Here is a 21555-nt window from a genome sequence, read left to right as displayed (position 1 = left end):
GCCAACGCGCATGTCGCAAAACTGACCCAGTACGCGGAACCTCTTGTTGGGTGGCGGCATAATGCGGCCGGTGCGCCGGGAAGGCGCCTTAGATCCCGACAAGGAGTCGTCCATGAGCAAGCCCGCCGCTCGCCAGAGCGATAGCAATGCGTGTCCCAAGACGGGGCACGGCGTTAACCCGACAGTCACCGGTTCCCCCAATGTAATCATCAACGGTTTACCGACGCTGCGCGTGGGCGACGCCAGCGCCTGCGGCGACTCCGTCGCCGAAGGTATCGGCAGCATTCTGGTCAATGGCCGTCCCGTCGCCTTCCTGGGCAGCAGCACCGCGCATGGTGGCGTGATCATCAGCGGCTCGGGGGACGTACTGGTCGGCACGCAGCATGCTTCAGCCCCTTTCGTGGCACCTGCACCGCTGGCGGGTCTGTTTCAAGACAGCGTGCAACTGGTCTGCTCGCAAACGGGCGAACCGTTGGCCAATTACCCCTATGCCATTCGCCGCGCCAGCGGCGCCATGGAGAAAGGCGTTACCGATGCGCAGGGTTTCACCCATGTGGTGAGCCAGATGGGGAAGGCCGAGACGGTGCAGATTCTCGTGGGTAATCAGCCATGAGCAGTGCTGACAAGGAATGCACCAAGATCGCCGGATCGCACACGCTGACCCCGGCCGCAAACCAGACGGTGAAGACGGTGCCAGTGGAGGTGAAGAAGGCCGTGGTGTTCTTCATCGGCGGCGCTGCGGACAAGGAGTCCTATTACCTGCAGGGCCCCAACAACAACGTGGCCGAGGCCAGAAACAAGCTGGATGCGGACTTTGAGACGCACAAGCAGGCGGGAAACTACGTCTCCTACCATCTGGGTTACAGCGATGTGCGCGGCCGCTTCGACATCGACGAATATGTGCTGAAGCCGCTCACCACCAAGGCCTTGCCGGTCTACCTGGTGGGGCACAGCCTGGGGGGCTGGAACGGCGCCCATCTGTCGCAGATCCTCGCGGAGAAAGGCTACAAGGTGAAGGCTCTGGTCACCCTGGACCCGGTAGGCGAGGGCATGATGGTGTGGGTGGGCTCGGATATTTACATGAGCAAACCCGCGCCCAAGGCTGAGTTCTGGATCAATGTCCGCGCCGACGCCAAGAAGCCCGACAGCTCCGATGGCGTTGCCGACTTCGGTGAGCGCTGGATTCCTCAGGGCGCCAATATCAGCGTGGTCGCCGATATCCATCATTACGATGCGGGGCGGATGTTCAGCGTGATGATGCCCGAGGGGTACTCGCCGTACGACTATGTGAAACGCTCTATTCAGGAGTACCTGGGGCCATGAGCCTGAGAAAGATCGTGGCTTCGCTGCTGATCGCGCTGAGCTGCTCGGCCTGCATGAAGGACCATCACCAGCCGATCGCCAATCTCGCCTATCTGCGCGCAGAACCCGAGGCTGGGCGCGTCAGCTTCAACCTGTTCTTCGCTTCCGATCTCGATTTTGACCAGGTCTATTCGCGCCTGGACGGCAGCGGCAAGATCGGCCAATCGCTCAGCTGTTCCCTGGAGCGCGAGCCGGTGTTTGCCATGGACCATGTGATTCCAATTTTTGGCTCCGGCACGCTGGAACGAGCCGGTCAGGAGTCGGGGCGCTTTCTCTACCGCTCCAGCCTGCATTTTGCGGAAACCACAGATGAGGGGCGATCGGAACGCTTCATCGATCAGCGGCGTTTCACTGAGGCTCTGGCCGGGCGTACGACCGTGCCGTGCAAGGTGGTGATGACCGCCTATGGCTATCGGGCCTACTTCTCCAACACCCTGACGCTGCCGGCTGCCGAGTTGCTGCCGCTATTGCCTCGGCAGTGATTGCGCCGTTGCGGCCACGCTGCGAGTTACAGCGTGCCGCGCTGGCGCAGCCACTCCAGCGCACCTAACCCCGCCACTCGCCCGCTGGCGAAGCAGGCGGTGAGCAGGTAGCCGCCGGTAGGCGCCTCCCAGTCGAGCATCTCGCCGGCGCAGAAGGTGCCGGGCAGGGCACGGAGCATCAGGTTCTGGTCGAGCGCGGCGAAGGTCACGCCGCCGGCGCTGGAGATGGCCTCGTCCAGTGGGCGGGTGCGCAGCAGTTCGATGGGCAGCGCCTTGATCGCCTGTGCCAGGCGGCGCAGGTCGGCGAAGTCGTCGGCACTGGTCAGCTCGCGCAGCAGTGCGGCCTTGGCGCCATCCAGGCCGAGCTGGCGGTGCAGGTGCTTGGCCATCGAGGCCGAGCCGCGCGGCTTGCTTAGCAGTGCCTCGACTTTCTCCAGATCACGATCCGGCTGTAGATCCAGATAAATCCGTGCGCGGCCGTGCTGCTCGATGCGCTGGCGGATGGCGGCGGACAGCGCATAGACCAGACTGCCTTCGATGCCGTGTTCGGTGAGGACGAATTCGCCACGCCGCGGTGCCTCGCCGTCCAGCGCCAGGGTGACGTTCTTCAGCGGTGCACCGGCGAACTTGCCACGCAGGTGCTCGCTCCAGCCGGCGACTTCGCAGCCGCTGTTGGCCGGCCGCAGTGGCGAGATTTCGACTCCGCGCTGCTCCAGCAGCGGCACCCAGGCGCCGTCCGAGCCAAGTCGGGCCCAGCTGCCGCCGCCGAGGGCCAGCACGCAGGCATCGGCTACAACCAGGCGCTCACCATCCGGCGTGGCGATACGCGACTCACCCTGATCATTCCAGCCCAGCCAGCGGCTGCGCGTATGGATGGCCACGCCGGCCTCGCGCAGGCGCTTAAGCCAGGCGCGCAACAGCGGCGCGGCCTTCATATCGGAGGGGAACACGCGGCCAGAGGTGCCGACGAAAGTGTCGATGCCGAGGCCGTGAATCCACTCGCGCAGGGCTGCGGCGTCGAAGTCCGCCAGCAGCGCGGCGATCTCCTGTTCACGCTCGCGGTAGCGGGCAAGGAACGGCGCCTTGGCCTCCGAGTGGGTGATGTTCATGCCGCCGACGCCGGCCAGGAGGAACTTGCGCCCGACCGAGGGCATGGCGTCGAACAGCTCGACCCGCGCACCACCGGCGGCCAGCACCTCGGCGGCCATCAGGCCGGCGGGACCGCCGCCGATGATGGCGACCAGGGGAGAGGTGGCGGGCTGCGCTGATTGCATGCTGATCCGGAAGGCGACTGGCTGGGGCCGGCATTCTAGCCGAGGCTCACTCGCGCGCGGCAGCCTTGGCTAGCCAGGGGCTGGCCAACTCCAGGCCGCCCAGGCCGCAGCGGCGCAGGCAGGCGAGCATCTGCAGCCAGGTCAGGTCGGTGCGGATCACGCTGTCGGCGGGAACGATCAGCAGCTCGCCTGCCGTGCCGCCAGCGGGGCCGGCATCGGGGCGATAGACCGCGATCATGCCGTTGACCGGCTCCTCGCGAGTCAGGCAGAACACATAGCGCCCGTCGTCTTCCAGTAGGCAGATGACCAGGCCTTCCGCGTGCTCGATGCCGGCGACGCGGGTCGCCGTGTCCTTGATCATCTGGTAACCGGGGATATTGGCCAGGATGCCGTTTTCCACCGGGTGCATCAGGCGCTTGGCGAAGCCGGTACGCGCCAGCAGCCCGGCGAAGAAACACACCAGCAGCAGTGCCAGCAGCGCCAGCATGCTGACTGCCGTGACCCCGGCGATGGCGTGGTCGGGGAACATCGGCAGCAGCTTGGCGACCAGAGGGCGCAGCAGGTGCACACCCTTCTGCACCAGCACGACAATGAGGATCAACGGCAGGATGAACAGCAGGCCGCCTACCACGGTGGTCTTGATGAATCGCAGCATGGTTGCATTCCCTTGGATAGGTTTGCGCTTGAGCCTAGTCGCTGGATCATCTGCTGCATGCCGGCAGGCACGGAGCCGGTCGCCAGCCTTGTCATCTGCGCGGGCTTCGGGCAGGGTCTGGGGCTTTAATCCCAGCAGGAGCCTGTGTCATGTCCGGCCTCTATCCCAGCGTCGACCCCGAAGGTCTGCTCGAATATTCGGTGGTTTACACCGACCGCTCTCTCAATCATATGTCGCAGTCGTTCCAGGGCGTGATGCGGGACATTTCCAGCACCCTGAAGCAGGTCTACAACGCCCACGCCGTGGCCGTGGTGCCCGGTAGCGGCACCTTCGGCATGGAGGCGGTGGCACGCCAGCTGGCGACCGGGCAGAAGACCCTGGTGATCCGCAATGGCTGGTTCAGCTACCGCTGGACGCAGATCTTCGAGATGGGCCAGATTCCCGCTTCCTCCACCGTGCTCAAGGCGCGTCCGGTCAGTGAAGGTTCGCAAGCGGCTTTTGCGCCGGCGCCGCTGGACGAAGTGTTGGCGACCATCGCCGCCGAGAAGCCGCAGGTGGTGTTCGCGCCCCATGTGGAGACCGCCTCGGGGATGATCCTGCCAGACGACTATTTGCGCGCCGTGGCCGATGCCGTGCATGCGGTGGGTGGCCTGTTCGTGCTCGATTGCATCGCCTCCGGCACGCTCTGGGTAGACATGCAGGCCTGCGGCATCGACGTGCTGATCAGCGCGCCGCAGAAGGGCTGGAGCGCCTCGCCCTGCTGCGCCCTGGTGATGCTCAGCGAAGCTGCCCAGGCGCGCGTCGAGGCGACCCAGAGCAGCAGCTTCGCCTGTGACCTGAAGAAGTGGCTGCAGATCATGCAGGCATACGAGCAGGGCGGCCATGCCTACCACGCGACCATGCCCAGCGATGCCCTGGCGCGCTTCCGCGACGCGATGCAGGAGGCCGAAGCCAAGGGCTTCGCCAAGGTCTGCGAGCAGCAGCGTGAGCTGGGCCGACGCGTACGTGCTCTGTTGGCGGCCAAGGGCTTCAAGAGCGTTGCGGCAGAAGGCTTCGAGGCGCCCGGCGTGGTGGTCTGCTACACCGACGATGCGCAGATCAAGAACGGCAGCAAGTTCGCCGCCCAGGGCCTGCAGACTGCCGCCGGCGTACCGCTGCAGTGCGATGAGCCGGCGGACTTCCAGACCTTCCGCCTCGGCCTGTTCGGCCTGGACAAGCTGGGTAATGTCGAGCGCACCGTCGCTACGCTGGAGCAGGCGCTGAATAAAGTTCTGGCCGGCTAACGCAGCCCCGCCGCGCGCCATACCCGCGCGGCGCTGTGATGCAGAATGCCGTGGCGGCGGGCGAGCAGGGCTCGATCCTGGTCGTAGCCGCCGCCGATCACCCCGACTACCGGAATGTCGCGCTCCAGACAGTGGCGGAACACCGCCTCGTCGCGGGCGGCGATGCCGGTGTCGGTCAGCTGTAGGTAGCCGAGGCGGTCGTCCTTGTGCACATCGACGCCGCCGTCGTAAAGCACGATATCCGGCTGGTACAGGGCCAGCAGGTAGCCCAGGCTGTCGTGCACCACCTGCAGATAGTCGGCGTCGCCCATGCCGATCGGCAGGCCGATATCCCAGTCGCTTCTGGCCTTGCGCGTTGGGAAGTTCTTTTCGCAGTGCAGTGATACGGTGATGGCGTCCGGCACGTTTTCCAGCAGGCGCGCGGTGCCGTCGCCCTGGTGCACGTCACAGTCGTAGATCAGCACCCGGCTGACGCGGCCGCTCTCCAGCAGGTAGCGGGCGATCACCGCCAGGTCGTTGAAGATGCAGAAGCCGGAGGCCTCGTCGAAGTGCGCGTGGTGGGTGCCGCCGGCCAGGTGGCAGGCCATGCCGTGTTCGAGGGCCAGGTCGGCGGCCAGCAGCGAGCCACCCACAGCGCGCACGGTGCGCCGGGCCAGCGCCGGACTCCAGGGTAGGCCCAGGCGGCGCTGTTCCTGGTAGGTCAGCTCGCCGCTGGCGAAGCGCTCGATATAGTCCCTGCAATGCGCCAGGGCGAGGATCTCCGGTGGGCAGATCTGCGGGCGATGCAGCTCTTCGTCGCGCACCAGGCCGCTTTCCACCAGGTGGTCGCGCAGCAGGCGAAACTTCTCCATGGGGAAGCGGTGGTTGGCCGGAAAGGGCGGGCTGTAGTCGTCGTGGTAGACCAGCGGCAGCATAATGAGTAACTCACGAATTCGAGCGCAGTATATGACCAAGCCCCTGAGCAGCGAGCGCCTGATCCTGCGGCCCTGGCGCGAAGACGATCTCGACGCCCTGGCCCAGCTGTGCGCTGACCCCGAGGTGATGGCGCATTTTCCCGCCGTGCTGGACCGCGCCGGCAGCGCCGCGCTGCTCGGCAAGTTGATGGCGCACCAGGCCGAGCATGGCTTCACCTTCTGGGCACTGCAGCGCCGCGAGGATGGTGCCTTTATCGGCTTTACCGGGCTGGCGCGGGTTGGCTTCGATGCGCCCTTCGTGCCGGCGGTGGAGACCGGTTGGCGCCTGGCTCGGTCCTACTGGGGCCAGGGTTATGCCCTGGAGGCGGCGCAGCGTTCGTTGCAGTTCGCCTTCGAGGATTTGGCGCTGGACGAAGTGGTGGCTTTCACCGTGCCGGCCAACCAACGATCCTGGGGCGTGATGGAGCGCCTGGGCATGCAGCGCGATCCGGCCGATGACTTCGAACATCCCGGCCTGCCGGTTGGCCATCCGCTACGTCCGCATCTGCTCTATCGCAGCAAACGGGAGGACTGGCATGGACGCTGAGCAGCAGGTGCGTGCCTATCACGAACTCAGCAAGCACGCGCCGAACGCCTATGCGCCAGGCCCCGGTCAACTGGACTGGGCGACCCAGCCGGCGCCGTTCCGCCGCTACGCTGGTAGCCGTCTGATCGAGCTGTGGCAGCGCCCGCTGGAAGAGACGCCAGGCTACGACGTGCCCTTCGCTGGCCCTATTGGCAAAGCGCAGCCGCTGCGTCACGCCAGCCTCTCGCAGTTGCTGTACGACAGTCTGGCCCTTTCGGCCTGGAAGGAATCTGGCGGCAATCGCTGGGCGCTTAGGGTCAATCCCTCATCCGGCAATCTGCATCCGACCGAAGCCTACCTGCTGTTGCCGCCGGGCAGCATCGAGGAGATGGGGCTGCTGGCGCATTACGCGCCGGATGTGCACGGCCTGGAGGTGCGCGCCGAGCTGCCGGCTCCGCTGGGTGAACAGCTACAGGCAGCGTTGCCGGCCGGCGGCTTCCTGCTCGGACTGGCCAGCATCCCCTGGCGCGAGGCCTGGAAGTACGGCGAGCGCGCCTATCGCTACTGCCAGCACGATCTCGGCCACGCATTGGCTTGTCTGAGCATCGCCGCCGCCATTCAGGGCTGGCAGGTGCGCCTGCTGCGTGGTGTGGCTGAGGCGCGCCTGGACGGCCTGCTGGGGCTGGATCGCGAGGGTTTTCACGAGGCCGAGCGTGGCGATTGCCTGCTGTGGGTTGGTCCGCCGAGCGCAGAGTTCGCCCTGCCCGAAACGCTGTTGCGCGGCCTGGCGGCGCTGGAGCTGAGCGGCGCGCCCAATCGCCTGTCGCGCCAGTACCGTGACTGGCCGGAGCTGGCGCGGGTGCATGCGCTGTGCCGGGCACCGGCTCAGCCAGCTCTGAGCTGGCCGGCACCGAGCGGGCATAGTGGCAACGACAATCCCGGCCTGCCACTGCGGCCGATCCTGCATCGGCGGCGCAGTGCTCAGGCCTTCGACGGTCGCAGTGGCATCCAGGCCGAGCTGCTGTTCGCCTGGCTACGCCGGCTGTTGCCGGAAAATTCTCCAGTGCCTTTCGCGCTGAGCGCTGCGCCGGCGCAGGTCGACCTGCTGCTGTTCGTCCACCGCGTGCAGGGCCTGGAGCCGGGGCTGTACTGGCTGGCGCGCTGCGATGGTCAGCCGCAGCCGGAGGGGCTGCGTGGCGACTTCGCCTGGCAGCGCATGCATGACGAGCTGCCGCTGTACCGCCTGCTCGAAGGCGATGCCCGTGGCCTGGCCGGTTTCCTCTCCTGCGGCCAGGACATCGCCAGCGACGGCTGCGTGGCCCTGGCCATGCTGGCGCGCTTCGACGCGGCGCTGGCCGCTGGCGCCTGTCACTACCCGCGGCTGTACTGGGAGTGTGGGCAGATCGGCCAGTTGCTCTACCTGGAGGCCGAGGCGGCGGGGCTGTCCGGTACCGGCATCGGCTGTTTCTTCGATGATCAGGTACACGAATTGCTGGAACTGGCCGACAGCCGCTGGCAAAGCCTTTACCATTTCACCATCGGCCGCGCGGTGTGGGATGAGCGCCTCACCAGCGCGCCGGCCTATAACGAATTGCGTGTGCCGCCGAGGAGCGATGTATGAGCCAAGTGCTGGATGATCTGGTGTCCCTGCTGAGCATGGAGCAGATCGAGGAAAACCTGTTCCGTGGGCGCAGCCAGGACCTGGGCTTCCGCCAGCTGTTCGGCGGCCAGGTGCTCGGCCAGTGCGTGTCGGCGGCCAACCAGACGGTCGAGCAGGCGCGCCATGTGCATTCGCTGCACGGTTACTTCCTGCGCCCCGGCGATGCCAGCCTGCCGATCGTCTACCACGTCGACCGCGTGCGCGACGGCGGCAGCTTCAGCACCCGCCGGGTCACCGCGGTGCAGAAGGGCCAGCCGATCTTCTTCTGCTCGGCCTCGTTCCAGGCCGACGAGGAGGGCTTCCACCACCAGCTGCCGATGCCCGACGTGCCGGGGCCGGAGAACCTGCCCTCGGAGACCGACATCGCCCGCCAGGTGGCGCACCTGATCCCCGAGCGCATGCGCGACCGCATGATCAGCGAGAAGCCGATCGAGATCCGCCCGGTCACCCGCATCAACCCCTTCGCCCCCGAGCCGTGCGAGCCGATCAAGTACGTGTGGTTCCGCGCCAACGGCCAGCTGCCGGACGAGCCGCAGCTGCACAAGCTGCTGCTGGCCTACGCCAGCGACTTCAACCTGCTGACCACCTCGATGCAGCCGCACGGCGTGTCGGTGTTCCAGAAGTTCATGCAGGTGGCCAGCCTCGACCACTCGCTGTGGTTCCACGCCGACCTGCGCATGGACGACTGGCTGCTGTACGCCATGGACAGCCCCTGGTCCGGTAATGCCCGCGGCTTCTCGCGCGCCAGCATCTTCGATCGCAGCGGCCGCCTGGTCGCCTCCTCGGCGCAGGAGGGGCTGACTCGCCTGCGTGAGGATTGGAAGTGAGTTTGCAGGACTTCCGCCACTGGGTCTTCGACATGGACGGCACCCTGACGGTGGCCGTGCATGACTTCCCGGCGATCAAGCGCGCGCTGAATATTCCCCAGGAAGACGACATCCTCCATCACCTGGCCGCGCTGCCGGCGGACGAGGCTGCGGCCAAGCACGCCTGGCTGCTGGAGCACGAGCGCGAGCTGGCCATCGGCTCGGTGGCCGCGGTCGGCGCGGTGGAGCTGGTGCGCGCGCTGCACGAGCGCGGCTGCCGCCTCGGCATCCTCACCCGCAACGCCCACGAACTGGCGCTGGTGACCTTGGCCGCCATCGGCCTCGGTGACTGCTTCGCATCGCACGATGTGATCGGTCGCGGCGAGGCGATTCCCAAGCCCGATGCCGACGGCCTGCTGCAGTTGGCGGCGCGCTGGGGCGTGGCGCCGAGCGCGCTGGTGATGGTCGGCGACTACCGCTTCGACCTGGAATGCGCCCAGGCCGCCGGTGCCCAGGGCGTGCTGGTCAACCTGCCGGGCAACCCCTGGCCGGAGCTGACGGCCTTGCATGCCGCAGACTGCTCCGAGCTGCTGGCGCAGATTACCCCTCTCCCAGTGGGAGAGGGGCAGGGGTGAGGGGCTGCTAGGCTGCACGGACCATCAGGAAAGGACTCCTGCCATGCCCCGCCACAAATCTCCGTTTGAGCCAGGCCAGCTCGAATTTGCTCGTCAGCTTAGGCGCGATGCCACCGATGCCGAGATGCTGCTCTGGCGACACTTGCGTGGTCGTCAGTTGGCTGGTTGCAAGTTCCGCCGCCAGCATCCACTGCCACCTTATGTAATGGATTTTTATTGTGAGGAGCTGCAACTCGGTATCGAGCTGGATGGTGGTCAGCACTATGCGGATGAAGGTGCGAAGTACGATCAATACCGAGCTGAGTGCTTGCTCGGCAGTGGTATCCGGCTGCTGCGCTTCAGTAATCGTGAGGTACTGCTGGAGTTGCCCTCCGTGCTGGAGCGGATCTACCTGGAGGCTGTTGCTCCCTCACCCCTGGCCCCTCTCCCGGAGGTAGAGGGGTAAGAGCGTCCGGCTTCAGTAACGGTACTCACCGCCCTGGATCGCCGCATGCAGCTCGGCGCTCACCGGCACGTAGCGTTCGGCGCCGGGTAGCCAGGCGTACAGTGGGTCGGCGCAGCGCGCCGGGTCGAAGCCCTGGTCCTTGAGTGGTGCCTTCTTGTGTTTGAAGGTGCCGGTGGTCTCCATCTTCTCGCTCAGGCGCAGGAACAGCGGCACCGCGTAGTGCGGCAGCTCGCGGCGCAGCTCGGCGAGCAGGCCCTGGAAGTCGAAGTCGGCCGGGGCGCGGTCGAGGCGGATGCAGGCCATGCCGGCGCGGCCGTTGGTGCCGGCGATTTCCACCCCGTAGACCACCGCCTCGCCGACGCCGTCGATGCCATCCAGCACCGCCTCCACCTCGGTAGTGGAAACGTTCTCGCCCTTCCAGCGGAAGGTGTCGCCCAGGCGATCGACGAACTGCGCGTGGCGCCAGCCCTGGTGCAGCATCAGGTCGCCGGTGTTGAACCAGGCGTCGCCGGGCTTGAACACGTCGCGCAAGATGCAGCTCTCGGTCTTGGCCGGGTCGGTGTAGCCGTGGAACGGCGTTTTCTCGGTGATCTCGCCGATCAGCAGGCCGGGCTCGCCGGGGCTGACCTTCTGCAGGTGGCCGCGCTCGTCGCGCAGCGGTGCCTCGCTGTCGCGGTCGTAGCGGACGATGGCGTAGGGGTAGGGGGTGAAGCCCACCGTGTTGTCCAGGTTGAGCAGGTTGGTGAAGCCGATGTTGCCCTCGCTGGAGGCGTAGAACTCGATCACCCGTTGGATGCCGAAGCGCTGCTTGAAGGTGCCCCAGATGGCCGGGCGCATGCCGTTGCCGACCATGATGCGCAGCGGGTTGTCGGCGTCGTCTGCTAGCGCTGGGCGTTCCAGCAGGTAGCGGCACAGTTCGCCGACATAGCCGAAGGCGGTGGCACCGTGGCGGCGCACCTCGTTGAGGAAGCGGCTGGCGCTGAACTTGCGCACCATGATCAACGCCGCGCCGGCGGACAGCGCCGAGCCCCAGCACACCACCATGGCGGTGGCGTGATAGAAGGGCAGGCTGCAGTAAATGCGGTCGTCGCGGCTCAGGCGCACGGCGCCGTAGCCGAAGATGCCGTAGCCCTTGAGGAAGCGCCCGTGGTTGAACACCACGGCCTTGGGCAGGCCGGTGGTACCCGAGGTGTAGATGTAGAAGCAGGGATCCTCTGCCTGCACCGGGCGCGCCAGCGGCGGCGCCGTGTCCGGTTGTGCGGCCAGTTCGGCGGCCGGGTGCTGCCAGCCGGCCGGGGCTTGGCCGGGGTCGCGCCAGGTCGGGCGGTCGGCGAAGTAGTAGCGGCCGTCGGCCGGCAGTTGCAGCTGCTCCTGCACTTCCTCGAAGGCGCTCAGCAGCTCCTCGCCGACCAGGGCAATGCGTGGCTTGACCAGGTTGATGCTATGCGCCAGTACCTGGCCGCGCTGGCTGCTGTTGAGCAGCGCGACGACTACGCCGAGCTTGGCGCAGGCGATCACGCAGGCCAGCAGCTCCAGGCGGTTCTCCAGCAGCAGTACGGCGCAGTCGCCCTGGGCCAGGCCGCCGACGCGCAGGCGATGGGCCAGGCGGTTGGCCCACTGGTCGAGCCCGGTGTAATTCAGCTGCTCGTCGCCCTGGATCAGCGCGGCGCCTAGTGGGTTGCTACGCGCGGCGCTCTCCACGCATTGGGCCAGGCCTCCGACGGCGCTGCCACGGGCGCGGCTGGCCAGGCTCAGGCCGCGGAGGATGCCGGGTAGCCCGGCGAGCATGTAGGGCACGCGGGACAGCAGGCGTGGCAAGGTGAGAACGGCGGCATGGTTCATGGGGGGACCTGCGATGTTGTTGTTATTCGCCGCAATCTACGCAAGGCATGCCTGAGCTGTTGATAGCCACAGGTCGCAACGGACTGGCAATTCGTCTCACCGGCGCCGCACAATCGGCCATCCCGTAGGTGAAAGGATTTGCCGTCATGCTGGACACCTCCCCCAGCGCCACCGCCTCGCTGCTCCTCGACCTGTACCAGAGCCTGCGCCGCCTGCAGCTGGCTGGCCCGGCCGATCTGGTCGAGCTGGGCCTGGCGCCGAACACGCAGCTGGACCTGGAGGCGCGCATCCCGGTGGCCTGGCTGCTGCGCCTGTGGCAGCTGGCCGCCGAGCGCGGCGCGCCGGCCGATCTCGGCCTGCAGCTGGGTCAGCAGCGCGGTTTGCAGAGCCGTGGCCCGGTGGCCAACCTGGCGGCGATGAGCGCCACCCTCGGCGAGGCGCTGGAGCTGTTCCGCCAGCACAGCCCGGTGATGAGCGAGTGCGAGAATCTGCGGGTCGAGCAGGGCGCCGACCGTGTACGCATCGACTTCCTGTTCACAGCTCCCTTGGCCAGCCATCCGCCCGCCTGCGAATACAGTCTGAGTTCTGCCCTGTGCTGGGGCCGGCAGATGAGCGGCACACGGCTGGTGCCGCTGCGCGTGGGCTTCCGTCATATGCCGCTGGCCGGCTCGGCCAGCTACCGGCAGATCCTCGGTTGCCCGGTGCGCTTCGGCGAGCCGCTGGATTACCTCGAAATGGCGGCGGCGGACATGCAGCTGCCGCTGCTCGGCGGCAACGACTACATCAAGGGCCTGCTGTTGCAGCGGGTCCGCGACATGCAGGCGCATCTGCCCAGTCAGCACAGCCTGCGCCAGCAGGTACTGCATCTGATCGAGCTGGGACTGCTCGATGGGGGCTTCTCGGTGCAGGCGGTGGCGCGCCGCCTGCGCACCAGCCGGCAGACCCTGCACCGGCATTTGCGCGAGGAGGGCTGCAGCTTCTCCGAACTGCTGGCCGAAGTGCGCCGCGAGCATGCGCTGCGCAGCCTGCAGCAGCCGGGTTGCCGGGTCGAGCAGCTCAGCCGCGAGCTGGGTTTCGCCGAGCCGAGTGCCTTCTACAAGGCGTTCAAGGGCTGGTTCGGCGTATCACCCAAGGCTTACCAGGAGCAGCAACAGCGCGCCTAGTTCCCGGCGCGCGCTATAACTTCGCCGCCTTGAAGGTATCGCAGCGCCCCGGCTGGCCGCTGTCGAAGCCGGCGCTGAACCAGCGCATGCGCTGCGCCGAGGTGCCGTGGGTGAAGGAGTCCGGCACTACGGTGCCACGACTCTGTTTCTGCAGGCGGTCGTCGCCGATGGCGTTGGCGGCGTTCAGTGCCTCTTCCAGGTCGCCCGGCTCCAGCCAGTTCAGGCGTTGCTGGGCGTGATGCGCCCAGACCCCGGCCAGGCAGTCGGCCTGCAGCTCCTGGCGTACCAGCAGACCGTTGTCGCCCTCCACCCGCTCGCCACGCTGGCGCGCCGCGTTGACCTTGGCCGAGACGCCGAGCAGGGTCTGCACGTGGTGGCCAACCTCGTGGGCGATCACGTAGGCCTGAGCGAAGTCGCCGGCGGCGGAGAAGCGTGTCTCCATCTCGCGGAAGAACGACAGGTCGAGATAGACCTGACGATCACCGGGGCAGTAGAAGGGGCCGACGGCAGCATCGGCGAAGCCGCAGGCCGAGCGCACGCCGCCGCTGAACAGCACGAGCTTGGGGTCCTGGTATTGCTTGCCGGCGGCCTGGAACAGCGCGCGCCAGGTGTCCTCGGTGTCGCCGAGCACGGCGCGGACGAATTCGGTCTGCGGGTCGTTGGCTGCCGGGGGACGCTGTTCTTGCACCGGGGCGCCCTGTTGCACGCCTTGGTTGACCACGTTGCCAAGGATGGTCAGCGGGTCCTGGCCCATCAGCAGACCGACCACCACGACGATGGCGATGCCGCCCAGGCTCAGGCCCTTGCCGCCGCCGAAGCGCATGCCGCCACCGCCGCCACGGGTATCCACCACGTTGTCGCTGCGTCTACCTCGTTCCCAGCGCATGGCCGTGCTCCTTCATTCGTCCGAGGCTGACAGTGTCGTCCTCGTCGGCGAAGGGCGCCAGCCCGTACTTATTTGGCCGGATAGTCGGCGAGCACGCTTTCCTTGCCGCTCTTGTCCAGGCCGATCACCTGGTAGGCGTCCACGCGGCCGGTTTCCATGCCTGGCGAGCCGTGCGGCATGCCCGGCACCGCAGCACCGAGCAGGTCAGGACGGCCCTGCAGGGCGAGCACGTCGCGGGCCGGTACATGGCCCTCGACGAACTTGCCGTCGATCACCCCGGTGTGGCACGAGGCCAGGCGCGGCGGCACGCCGAGGCGTTGTTTGACCGCGCTCATGTCGTCTTCGACGTGGTCGTTGACCTGGATGCCGTTGTCTTGCAGATGGCTGATCCAGGCCTTGCAGCAGCCGCAGTTGGCGTCGCGGTGCACGTCCATGGTCACCGGTTCGGCGGCCTGGGCGGCAGTGGCGAAGAGGAGGGTGGCGAGAGGCAGGAGGCGCATGGCGAATTCCTCTAAAAGAGATGGGCGGCAGGATAGCGCGGGGTAGTCGCCAGTCCCAGGCCGTGACTGTTTCCGTCTGCGTCGGCTCGGCCTATGCTCGCCCTGCGCCTGTCACGGAGACCGCCGATGCTGCCTGTTCGCCTGTTCCTGATCGTCCAGATCCTGCTGCTCGCCGGCTTCGGCCTGGCCTATTTCATCCGCCCGCAGGAGACCGCCAACCTCAGTGGCATGCTGCTGATGGAGCCTGCCGCCATCACCGACGTGCGTGCCTATTACGGCGGCCTGCAACTGGGGCTGGCGGCGTGGCTGGGCCTGGCGCTAATGCGCGGCGAGCTGCTGCGCCCGGCGCTGATGCTGCTGGTGCTGCTCTACGCCAGCCTGTGTGTCGCGCGGATCGGCGGCATGTGGCTGGACGGCGGCGCGCAGCAGACCTTCAACCTCTACGCCATGCTGTTCGAGGGTGTCTCGGCCGGCCTGGCGTTCTGGCTGTTGCGCAGTTCAGCGCCGACGTAGGGCATGGCTGCAGCGCAGCATGTCGAGCAGGGCGTCGACCAGTGGCTCGGCCTGGGCCGCCAGCGAGTCGCCGCCCGGCGCCAGTAGCCAGTTGGCCTGCAGGCCATGGATATAGCCGTGCAGGCACAGGGTGGCGCGGCGGCAGTCGAGGTCGGCCGGCAGCTGCCCCTTGCTGACCGCATTGCGTAACGATTTCTCGATACGCTCATCGCACTCCACATGCAGGGCCTGCATCTTCTGCCGCAGGTCGCCGAGGTCGTCGGTGTACTCGCACTTGTGCGCGAGGATTTCCTGGATGCGCCGGCTCTGCTCGTCCAGCTCCACGTTGCGCAGCAGGCGCACCAGCAGCTCGCGGGTCTGCCCCAGCGGGTTGGGTTCGTCCTCGCGCTCGCTGGCCTGGGCCAGTTCCTCGAGCGGCAGGTGCAGGCGCTCGAGCATGGCCTGGAACAGATCGACCTTGTTCTGGAAATGCCAATAGATGGCGCCACGGGTGACCCCGGCGCCGCTGGCGATATCGGCCAGCGAGGTACGCGAAACGCCCCGTTCGTGGAACAGGTGCTCGGCGGCATCCAGTATCCGCTGGCGGGTTTCTTCGGCTTCCTCTTTGGTGCGTCGGACCATGGGTTGGGCAGTTATGTAAAGGATGAGAAAAGTTACGAATACGGCAGTTCTGCTCGTTTACAAACATTCTAGTATGTAAGTATATTCGTTAGCCAGCTAAACAGTCCTTTCGTGCCCCCGCGCCCGGTCCTCCCACGACCGGGCCGTCCCTGACATGAGGTCGATTCAGATGTCCAAGAAGCCTGCCCTGACAGTGATGGCTCCCGCCGTCGCTCTGGCTACGCTCATTCTCGCCGGTTGCCAGGAGAGCACCCCGCCGCCGGCCAACCACAAGCCCGCGGTGGGCGTGGTGACCCTGCAGGCCCAGCCCTACACCCTGACCTCCGAGCTGCCGGGGCGCACCGCCGCCTTCCGCGTCGCCGAGGTTCGCCCGCAGGTCGATGGCATCCTGCAGAAGCGCCTGTTCAAGGAAGGCTCCGAGGTCAAGGCCGGGCAGCAGCTGTATCAGATCGATGCCGCCGTCTACCAAGCCAGCTACAAGAGCGCCCAGGCCACCCTGGCCTCGGCCGGCTCGCTGGCCGAGCGCTACAAGGACCTGGTGACCGACCAGGCCGTGAGCAAGCAGTCCTATGACGAGGCGCGTGCTGCCCAGCTCTCCGCCGAGGCGGCGCTGGAGAAGGCGCGTATCGACCTGCGTTACACCAAGGTGCTGGCGCCGATCTCCGGTCGCGTTGGCCGCTCGGCGGTGACCGAAGGCGCGCTGGTCAGCAATGGCCAGGCCTCCGCCCTAGCGACCATCCAGCAGCTCGACCCGATCTACGTCGACGTCACTCAGCCGATCAAGGATCTGCTGCGCCTGCGCCGCGAGCTGGCCAACGGGCAGCTGGAGAAGGCCGGCGACAACGCCGCCAAGGTCACCCTGAAGCTGGAAGACGGCAGCGAGTACGAGCACGAAGGCACCCTGGAAGTCGCCGAGGCGACGGTCGACGAAGGCACCGGCTCGGTGACCCTGCGCGCCGTGTTCCCCAACCCCGAGCACAGCCTGCTGCCGGGCATGTTCGTCCACGCCCGCCTGAATGCCGGGGTCAACCAGCAGGCCATCCTCGCGCCGCAGCAGGGCGTGACCCGCAACGGTCAGGGCCAGCCCACCGCGCTGGTGGTCAATGGCGAGAACAAGGTCGAGTTGCGCACCCTGGCTGCCGAGCGCACCAGTGGCAACCGCTGGCTGGTGACCGAAGGCCTCAAGCCGGGCGACAAGCTGATCACCGAAGGCCTGCAGTTCGTCCGTCCGGGCGACGAGGTCGAGGCCAGCCCGGCGAAGAACGTCGCCGACGCACCGTCCGCCAAGCCGGATCAGGCCAGCCGCTAAGGAACGACGACCATGGTTAACTTCTTTATCGACCGGCCGATCTTCGCCTGGGTGATCGCGCTGGTGATCATGCTGGCGGGCGGCCTGTCCGTGCTCAAGCTACCGATCAACCAGTACCCGAGCATCGCCGCGCCCGCCGTGGGCATCCAGGTCAGCTACCCGGGCGCCTCCGCACAGACCGTGCAGGACACCGTGGTGCAGGTGATCGAGCAGCAGATGAACGGCATCGACGGTCTGCGCTACATGTCCTCGGAGAGCAACTCCGACGGCAGCATGACCATCACCGTGACCTTCGACCAGGGCACCAACCCCGACATCGCCCAGGTCCAGGTGCAGAACAAGCTGCAGCTGGCCACCCCGTTGCTGCCGCAAGAAGTGCAGCAGCAGGGCATCCGCGTGACTAAGGCGGTGAAGAACTTCCTGATGGTCATCGGCGTGGTCTCCGAAGACGGTTCGATGGACCGTAACGACCTGGCCAACTACATCGTGTCCAACATGCAGGACCCGATCTCGCGGACCAAGGGCGTCGGCGACTTCCAGGTGTTCGGCGCGCAATACGCCATGCGCATCTGGCTCGATCCGGCCAAGCTGAACAACTTCCAGCTGACCCCGATCGACGTGAAGACGGCGATACAGGCGCAGAACGTGCAGATTTCCTCCGGCCAGTTCGGCGGCCTGCCGGCTGGCGAGGGCCAGCAGCTCAACGCCACCATCATCGGCAAGACCCGCCTGCAGACCGCCGAGGAGTTCAGCAACATCCTCCTCAAGGTCAACCGCGATGGCTCCCAGGTGCGCCTGGGCGACGTGGCCAAGGTCGAGCTGGGCGGCGAGAACTACAGCATCAACGCGCAGTTCAACGGCATGCCGGCCTCCGGTCTGGCGGTCAAACTGGCCACCGGTGCCAACGCGCTGGATACCGCCAAGGCGCTGCGCCAGACCATCAGTGACCTGGAGCCGTTCTTCCCGGCGGGCATGAAGGTGGTCTACCCCTACGACACCACGCCGGTGATCTCGGCGTCCATCGAGGGTGTGGTCAGCACCCTGGTCGAGGCCTTCGTCCTGGTGTTCCTGGTGATGTTCCTGTTCCTGCAGAACTTCCGCGCCACCATCATCCCGACCCTGGCGGTGCCAGTGGTACTGCTCGGCACCTTTGGCGTGCTGGCGATGTTCGGCTACAGCATCAACACCCTGACCATGTTCGCCATGATCCTGGCCATCGGCCTGCTGGTGGACGACGCCATCGTGGTGGTGGAGAACGTCGAGCGGGTGATGCGCGAGGAGGGCCTGTCGCCACTGGAGGCGACGCGCAAGTCCATGGGCCAGATCCAGGGCGCGCTGGTCGGTATCGGTGTGGTGCTCTCGGCGGTACTGCTGCCGATGGCCTTCTTCGGCGGCTCGGTGGGTGTGATCTACCGGCAGTTCTCCATCACCATCGTCTCGGCCATGGTGATCTCGGTGATCCTCGCCCTGATCTTCACCCCGGCGCTGTGCGCCACCCTGCTCAAGCCCATCGCCAAGGGCGAGCACCACGAGAAGCGCGGCTTCTTCGGCTGGTTCAACCGCAACTTCGAACGCAGCGTCGACGGCTACGAGCGCGGCGTGCGCGCCATGCTCAAGCGCAAGACGCCGTACCTGCTGGTGTACGCGGTGCTGGTCGCGGTGATGGCCTGGATGTTCACCAAGATCCCTACCGCCTTCCTCCCCGAGGAAGACCAGGGCGTGCTGTTCGCCCAGGTGCAGACGCCGTCCGGCGCCAGTGCCGAGCGCACCCAGGCGGTGGTCGACGACATGCGCGAGTACCTGCTCGATGACGAGGGCGACACGGTCAAATCGGTGTTCACCGTGACCGGCTTCAACTTCGCCGGTCGTGGGCAGAGCTCGGGTATGGCCTTCATCATGCTGCGCCCCTGGGGCGAGCGTACTGCCGCCGGGCAGAACGTGGCCGAGCTGGCGCAGCGCGCCCAGCAGCACTTCTTCGGCTTCCGCGACGCCATGGTGTTCGCCTTCGCCCCGCCGGCGGTGATGGAGCTGGGTAACGCCACCGGCTTCAACCTGTTCCTCCAGGACCGTGCCGGTGTCGGCCACGAGACGCTCAACCAGGCGCGCGACAAGTTCCTCGAACTGGCCGGGCAGAACCCTGTGCTGACCCGCGTGCGCGCCAACGGCCTGCGCGACGAGCCGCAGTACCAGCTGCTGATCGACGACGAGAAGGTGCGCGCCCTCGGCGTGTCGCTGTCCGACGTCAACAACACCCTGTCCATCGGCTGGGGTGGCAGCTACGTCAACGACTTCATCGACCAGGGACGGGTGAAGAAGGTTTACCTGCAGGGCGTGTCCAACGCGCGGATGAACCCGGAAGACCTGAACAAGTGGTTCGTGCGCAACGACGCCGACCAGATGGTGCCGTTCAGCGCCTTCGCCAGCGGCAAGTGGGTCTACGGCGCGCCGAAGCTGTCGCGCTACAACGGCGTCAGCGCCATCGAGATCCTCGGCGAGCCGGCTCCGGGCTACAGCTCGGGTGATGCCATGGCCGCGGTCGAGGAGATCACCAAGCAGCTGCCGGCCGGCGTCGGCTACTCGTGGACCGGCCAGTCCTACGAGGAGCGCCTGTCCGGCTCCCAGGCACCGGCGCTCTACGCCCTGTCGCTGCTGGTGGTGTTCCTCTGCCTGGCGGCGCTGTACGAGAGCTGGTCGATCCCGTTCTCGGTGATGCTGGTGGTGCCGCTCGGCGTGTTGGGCGCACTGCTGTTCACCCTGGGCCGCGGGCTATCCAACGACGTGTTCTTCCAGGTCGGCCTGATCACCACTATCGGTCTGTCGGCGCGTAACGCGATCCTCATCGTCGAGTTCGCCAAGGCGCTGCACGAGCAGGGCAAGAGCTACGTCGAGGCGGCCGTGGAGGCCTGCCGCATGCGTCTGCGCCCGATCATCATGACCTCGCTGGCGTTCATCCTCGGCGTCGTGCCGCTAGCCATCTCCAGCGGTGCCGGTGCCGGCAGCAAGCACGCCATCGGTACCGGCGTGATCGGCGGCATGCTCACCGCGGCGGTGCTGGCGATCTTCTGGGTGCCGCTGTTCTACGTAGTGGTCAGCGCGATGTTCAAGGACAAGCGCGCCCAAGCAACCGAGTCGAAGGAGGCCGTCCAGTGAGGCAGTCCCTGTTGTCCCTCGCCGTCGCCAGCGTCCTGCTCGGCGGCTGCAGCATGATCCCCGACTACCAGCGCCCGCAGGCGCCGGTAGACGGCCTGTGGCCGGTCGGTGAGGCCTACACCGCCAGCGGTGTCAGCGAAACCAATACCGCGGCGGATGCCCTGGGCTGGCGCGAGTTCTTCCGCGACCCGGCGCTGCAGAGCCTGGTGCAGACCGCTCTGGCCAACAACCGCGACCTGCGCATCGCCGCGCTCAATGTCGAGGCCTACCGCGCCCAGCACCGCATCCAGCGTGCTGAGCTGTTCCCCAGCGTTTCCGCCTCCGGTAGCGGCACCCGTCAGCGCCTGCCTGCTGACTTGTCCAGCACTGGCGAGGCCGCAACCAGCGGTCAGTACAGCGCCACTGTTGGCGTCAACGCCTGGGAGATCGACTTCTTCGGGCGTCTGCGCAGCCTCAACGAGCAGGCCCTGGAACAGTACTTCGCCAGCGAAGAGGCGCAGCGCAGCGCGCAGATCAGCCTGGTGGCCAGCGTGGCCAACGCCTACCTGACCCTGCAGGCCGACCAGCAGCGCCTGCAGCTGACCCGCGACACTCTCGACACCTACCGCAAGAGCTACGCCCTCACCGAGCGCAGCTTCAACGTCGGCGTGGCCGATGCCCTGTCGCTGAGCCAGGCGCGCACCGCGGTGCAGGGCGCCGAGGCCAGCCTGGCGCAGTACACCCGCCTGGTTGCCCAGGACCGCAACGCCCTGGCGCTGCTGTTGGGTGGCGGTGTGCCGGGTGACCTGCCGCAAGGCGCGGTGCTCGATCAGGATCTGCTGGCCGAAGTGCCGGCCGGTCTGCCGTCGGACATCCTGCAGCGTCGCCCGGACCTGCTCCAGGCCGAGCACTCGCTCAAGGCGGCCAACGCCAGCATCGGTGCGGCGCGCGCGGCGTTCTTCCCGAACATCAGTCTGACCGCCAATGCCGGCAGCGCCAGCAGCGAGCTGTCCGGCCTGTTCGACGGTGGCTCCGGCACCTGGTTGTTCCAGCCGCAGATCAGCCTGCCGATCTTCACCGCCGGCAGCCTGAAGGCCAGCCTCGACTATGCCGAGGTGCAGAAGGATATCCAGGTAGCGACATACGAGAAGGCCATCCAGACCGCCTTCCAGGAAGTCGCCGACGGCCTCGCCGCGCGGACCACCTACGCCCAGCAGCTGGACGCCCAGCGCGCCCTGGTGAGCACCAGCGAGGAGTACTACCGCCTCGCCGAACGCCGCTTCCGCACCGGGGTGGACAGCTACCTGACCCTGCTCGACGCCCAGCGCCAGCTGTTCAACACCCAGCAGCAGCTGATCAGCGATCGCCTCAACCAGCTGACCAGCGAGGTCAACCTGTACAAGGCCCTCGGCGGTGGTTGGAACGAGCAGACCCAGGTGGCCACGGCCCCTGCGGACTGAGCGTCAGCCTGAAATGAAAAAGCCCCGGCATGCCGGGGCTTTTTTATGGGC

21 protein-coding genes are annotated in these 21555 nt (G+C 66.9%); 14 read left to right on the top strand and 7 right to left on the bottom strand.

The annotated features are described in order from the left end of the window. Positions 1–112: 112 nt before the first annotated feature. Genes IP89_RS08730 through IP89_RS08720 form a run of 3 tightly spaced genes read left to right on the top strand, consistent with a single transcriptional unit; the run spans position 113 to position 1844 of the window. On the top strand, positions 113–613 hold the full coding sequence (locus IP89_RS08730; RefSeq protein ID WP_043309008.1) for a PAAR domain-containing protein: 501 nt from the start codon (positions 113–115) through the stop codon (positions 611–613). Continuing rightward, positions 610–1323, top strand: coding sequence for an alpha/beta hydrolase (locus IP89_RS08725; RefSeq protein WP_043309007.1), 714 nt, complete (start codon positions 610–612; stop codon positions 1321–1323). Before IP89_RS08730 ends, IP89_RS08725 begins: the two co-directional genes overlap by 4 nt. Positions 1324–1337: 14 nt before the next feature. Next, a complete protein-coding gene (locus tag IP89_RS08720; RefSeq protein ID WP_156115009.1) occupies positions 1338–1844 on the top strand; it encodes a hypothetical protein in 507 nt (168 codons plus the stop codon). A 26-nt stretch (positions 1845–1870) separates the two neighbouring features. On the opposite strand, the gene IP89_RS08715 is transcribed toward IP89_RS08720, so the two are convergent. After that, positions 1871–3118 (bottom strand): TIGR03862 family flavoprotein, encoded by a 1248-nt coding sequence (locus IP89_RS08715; RefSeq protein ID WP_043309004.1) that lies wholly within the window; start codon positions 3116–3118, stop codon positions 1871–1873. Positions 3119–3164: 46 nt separating this feature from the next. Further along, the gene (locus tag IP89_RS08710) at positions 3165–3773 is read right to left on the bottom strand and encodes a hypothetical protein (protein WP_043309002.1); all 609 of its coding nucleotides are present in this window, start codon (positions 3771–3773) and stop codon (positions 3165–3167) included. A gap of 149 nt (positions 3774–3922) precedes the next feature. On the opposite strand from IP89_RS08710, the gene IP89_RS08705 reads away from it, so the two are divergent. Beyond that, complete coding sequence (locus IP89_RS08705; RefSeq protein ID WP_043309001.1) at positions 3923–5056, top strand: aminotransferase class V-fold PLP-dependent enzyme; 1134 nt, start codon at positions 3923–3925, stop codon at positions 5054–5056. On the opposite strand, the gene IP89_RS08700 is transcribed toward IP89_RS08705, so the two are convergent. Then, positions 5053–5970 carry a histone deacetylase gene (locus tag IP89_RS08700; protein ID WP_371261938.1) on the bottom strand — a complete coding sequence of 306 codons (918 nt, stop codon included), beginning with the start codon at positions 5968–5970 and terminating at the stop codon, positions 5053–5055. The two genes, IP89_RS08705 and IP89_RS08700, sit on opposite strands and share 4 nt — an antisense overlap. A gap of 31 nt (positions 5971–6001) precedes the next feature. Here IP89_RS08700 and IP89_RS08695 point away from each other — a divergent pair, with 31 nt between their 5' ends. The 5 genes from IP89_RS08695 to IP89_RS22985 are packed head-to-tail and all read left to right on the top strand — an operon-like array spanning position 6002 to position 10081. Continuing rightward, positions 6002–6556: a GNAT family N-acetyltransferase gene (locus IP89_RS08695; protein ID WP_043308999.1), complete on the top strand. Its 555-nt coding sequence runs from the start codon at positions 6002–6004 to the stop codon at positions 6554–6556. Beyond that, positions 6546–8156: a SagB/ThcOx family dehydrogenase gene (locus tag IP89_RS08690; RefSeq protein ID WP_043308998.1), complete on the top strand. Its 1611-nt coding sequence runs from the start codon at positions 6546–6548 to the stop codon at positions 8154–8156. The genes IP89_RS08695 and IP89_RS08690 overlap by 11 nt, the downstream gene beginning before the upstream one ends. Continuing rightward, positions 8153–9022 carry an acyl-CoA thioesterase II gene (tesB, locus tag IP89_RS08685; protein WP_043308997.1) on the top strand — a complete coding sequence of 290 codons (870 nt, stop codon included), beginning with the start codon at positions 8153–8155 and terminating at the stop codon, positions 9020–9022. The genes IP89_RS08690 and tesB overlap by 4 nt, the downstream gene beginning before the upstream one ends. 32 nt (positions 9023–9054) lie before the next feature. Further along, on the top strand, positions 9055–9636 hold the full coding sequence (locus tag IP89_RS08680; protein WP_177326856.1) for an HAD family hydrolase: 582 nt from the start codon (positions 9055–9057) through the stop codon (positions 9634–9636). Positions 9637–9679: 43 nt separating this feature from the next. Continuing rightward, positions 9680–10081, top strand: coding sequence for an endonuclease domain-containing protein (locus IP89_RS22985; protein ID WP_081963200.1), 402 nt, complete (start codon positions 9680–9682; stop codon positions 10079–10081). Positions 10082–10093: 12 nt separating this feature from the next. Here the strand turns inward: IP89_RS22985 and IP89_RS08670 are convergent, their stop codons facing one another. Further along, positions 10094–11923 carry a long-chain-acyl-CoA synthetase gene (locus IP89_RS08670; RefSeq protein ID WP_043308993.1) on the bottom strand — a complete coding sequence of 610 codons (1830 nt, stop codon included), beginning with the start codon at positions 11921–11923 and terminating at the stop codon, positions 10094–10096. Between the two features lie 146 nt (positions 11924–12069). Here IP89_RS08670 and IP89_RS22725 point away from each other — a divergent pair, with 146 nt between their 5' ends. Continuing rightward, positions 12070–13086: an AraC family transcriptional regulator gene (locus IP89_RS22725; RefSeq protein ID WP_052081002.1), complete on the top strand. Its 1017-nt coding sequence runs from the start codon at positions 12070–12072 to the stop codon at positions 13084–13086. 13 nt (positions 13087–13099) lie between these two features. On the opposite strand, the gene IP89_RS08660 is transcribed toward IP89_RS22725, so the two are convergent. Together IP89_RS08660 and IP89_RS08655 are read right to left on the bottom strand one after the other, a co-directional pair. Continuing rightward, on the bottom strand, positions 13100–13972 hold the full coding sequence (locus IP89_RS08660) for a neutral zinc metallopeptidase (RefSeq protein ID WP_043308992.1): 873 nt from the start codon (positions 13970–13972) through the stop codon (positions 13100–13102). 68 nt (positions 13973–14040) lie between these two features. Further along, entirely contained in the window at positions 14041–14472 is a 432-nt protein-coding gene (locus IP89_RS08655; protein ID WP_043308991.1) for a DUF411 domain-containing protein, read from the bottom strand. A gap of 126 nt (positions 14473–14598) precedes the next feature. On the opposite strand from IP89_RS08655, the gene IP89_RS08650 reads away from it, so the two are divergent. Continuing rightward, on the top strand, positions 14599–14985 hold the full coding sequence (locus IP89_RS08650) for a DUF4345 domain-containing protein (protein ID WP_043308990.1): 387 nt from the start codon (positions 14599–14601) through the stop codon (positions 14983–14985). On the opposite strand, the gene IP89_RS08645 is transcribed toward IP89_RS08650, so the two are convergent. Next, positions 14971–15606, bottom strand: a complete 636-nt coding sequence (locus tag IP89_RS08645) for a TetR family transcriptional regulator (protein WP_043308989.1) — start codon at positions 15604–15606, stop codon at positions 14971–14973. The genes IP89_RS08650 and IP89_RS08645 overlap by 15 nt on opposite strands. A gap of 169 nt (positions 15607–15775) precedes the next feature. Between IP89_RS08645 and IP89_RS08640 the strand changes: the two genes are divergently transcribed. The 3 genes from IP89_RS08640 to IP89_RS08630 are packed head-to-tail and all read left to right on the top strand — an operon-like array spanning position 15776 to position 21504. Further along, a complete protein-coding gene (locus tag IP89_RS08640) occupies positions 15776–16915 on the top strand; it encodes an efflux RND transporter periplasmic adaptor subunit (RefSeq protein ID WP_043308987.1) in 1140 nt (379 codons plus the stop codon). A gap of 12 nt (positions 16916–16927) precedes the next feature. Then, positions 16928–20065, top strand: a complete 3138-nt coding sequence (locus IP89_RS08635; protein WP_043308985.1) for an efflux RND transporter permease subunit — start codon at positions 16928–16930, stop codon at positions 20063–20065. Further along, the gene (locus tag IP89_RS08630; protein WP_043308983.1) at positions 20062–21504 is read left to right on the top strand and encodes an AdeC/AdeK/OprM family multidrug efflux complex outer membrane factor; all 1443 of its coding nucleotides are present in this window, start codon (positions 20062–20064) and stop codon (positions 21502–21504) included. The genes IP89_RS08635 and IP89_RS08630 overlap by 4 nt, the downstream gene beginning before the upstream one ends. Positions 21505–21555: the final 51 nt, after the last annotated feature.

The sequence above is a fragment of the Pseudomonas sp. ML96 genome (assembly GCF_000761545.1).
Classification (GTDB): Bacteria; Pseudomonadota; Gammaproteobacteria; order Pseudomonadales; family Pseudomonadaceae; genus Aquipseudomonas.
This window is presented reverse-complemented; position numbering and strand designations above follow the sequence as displayed.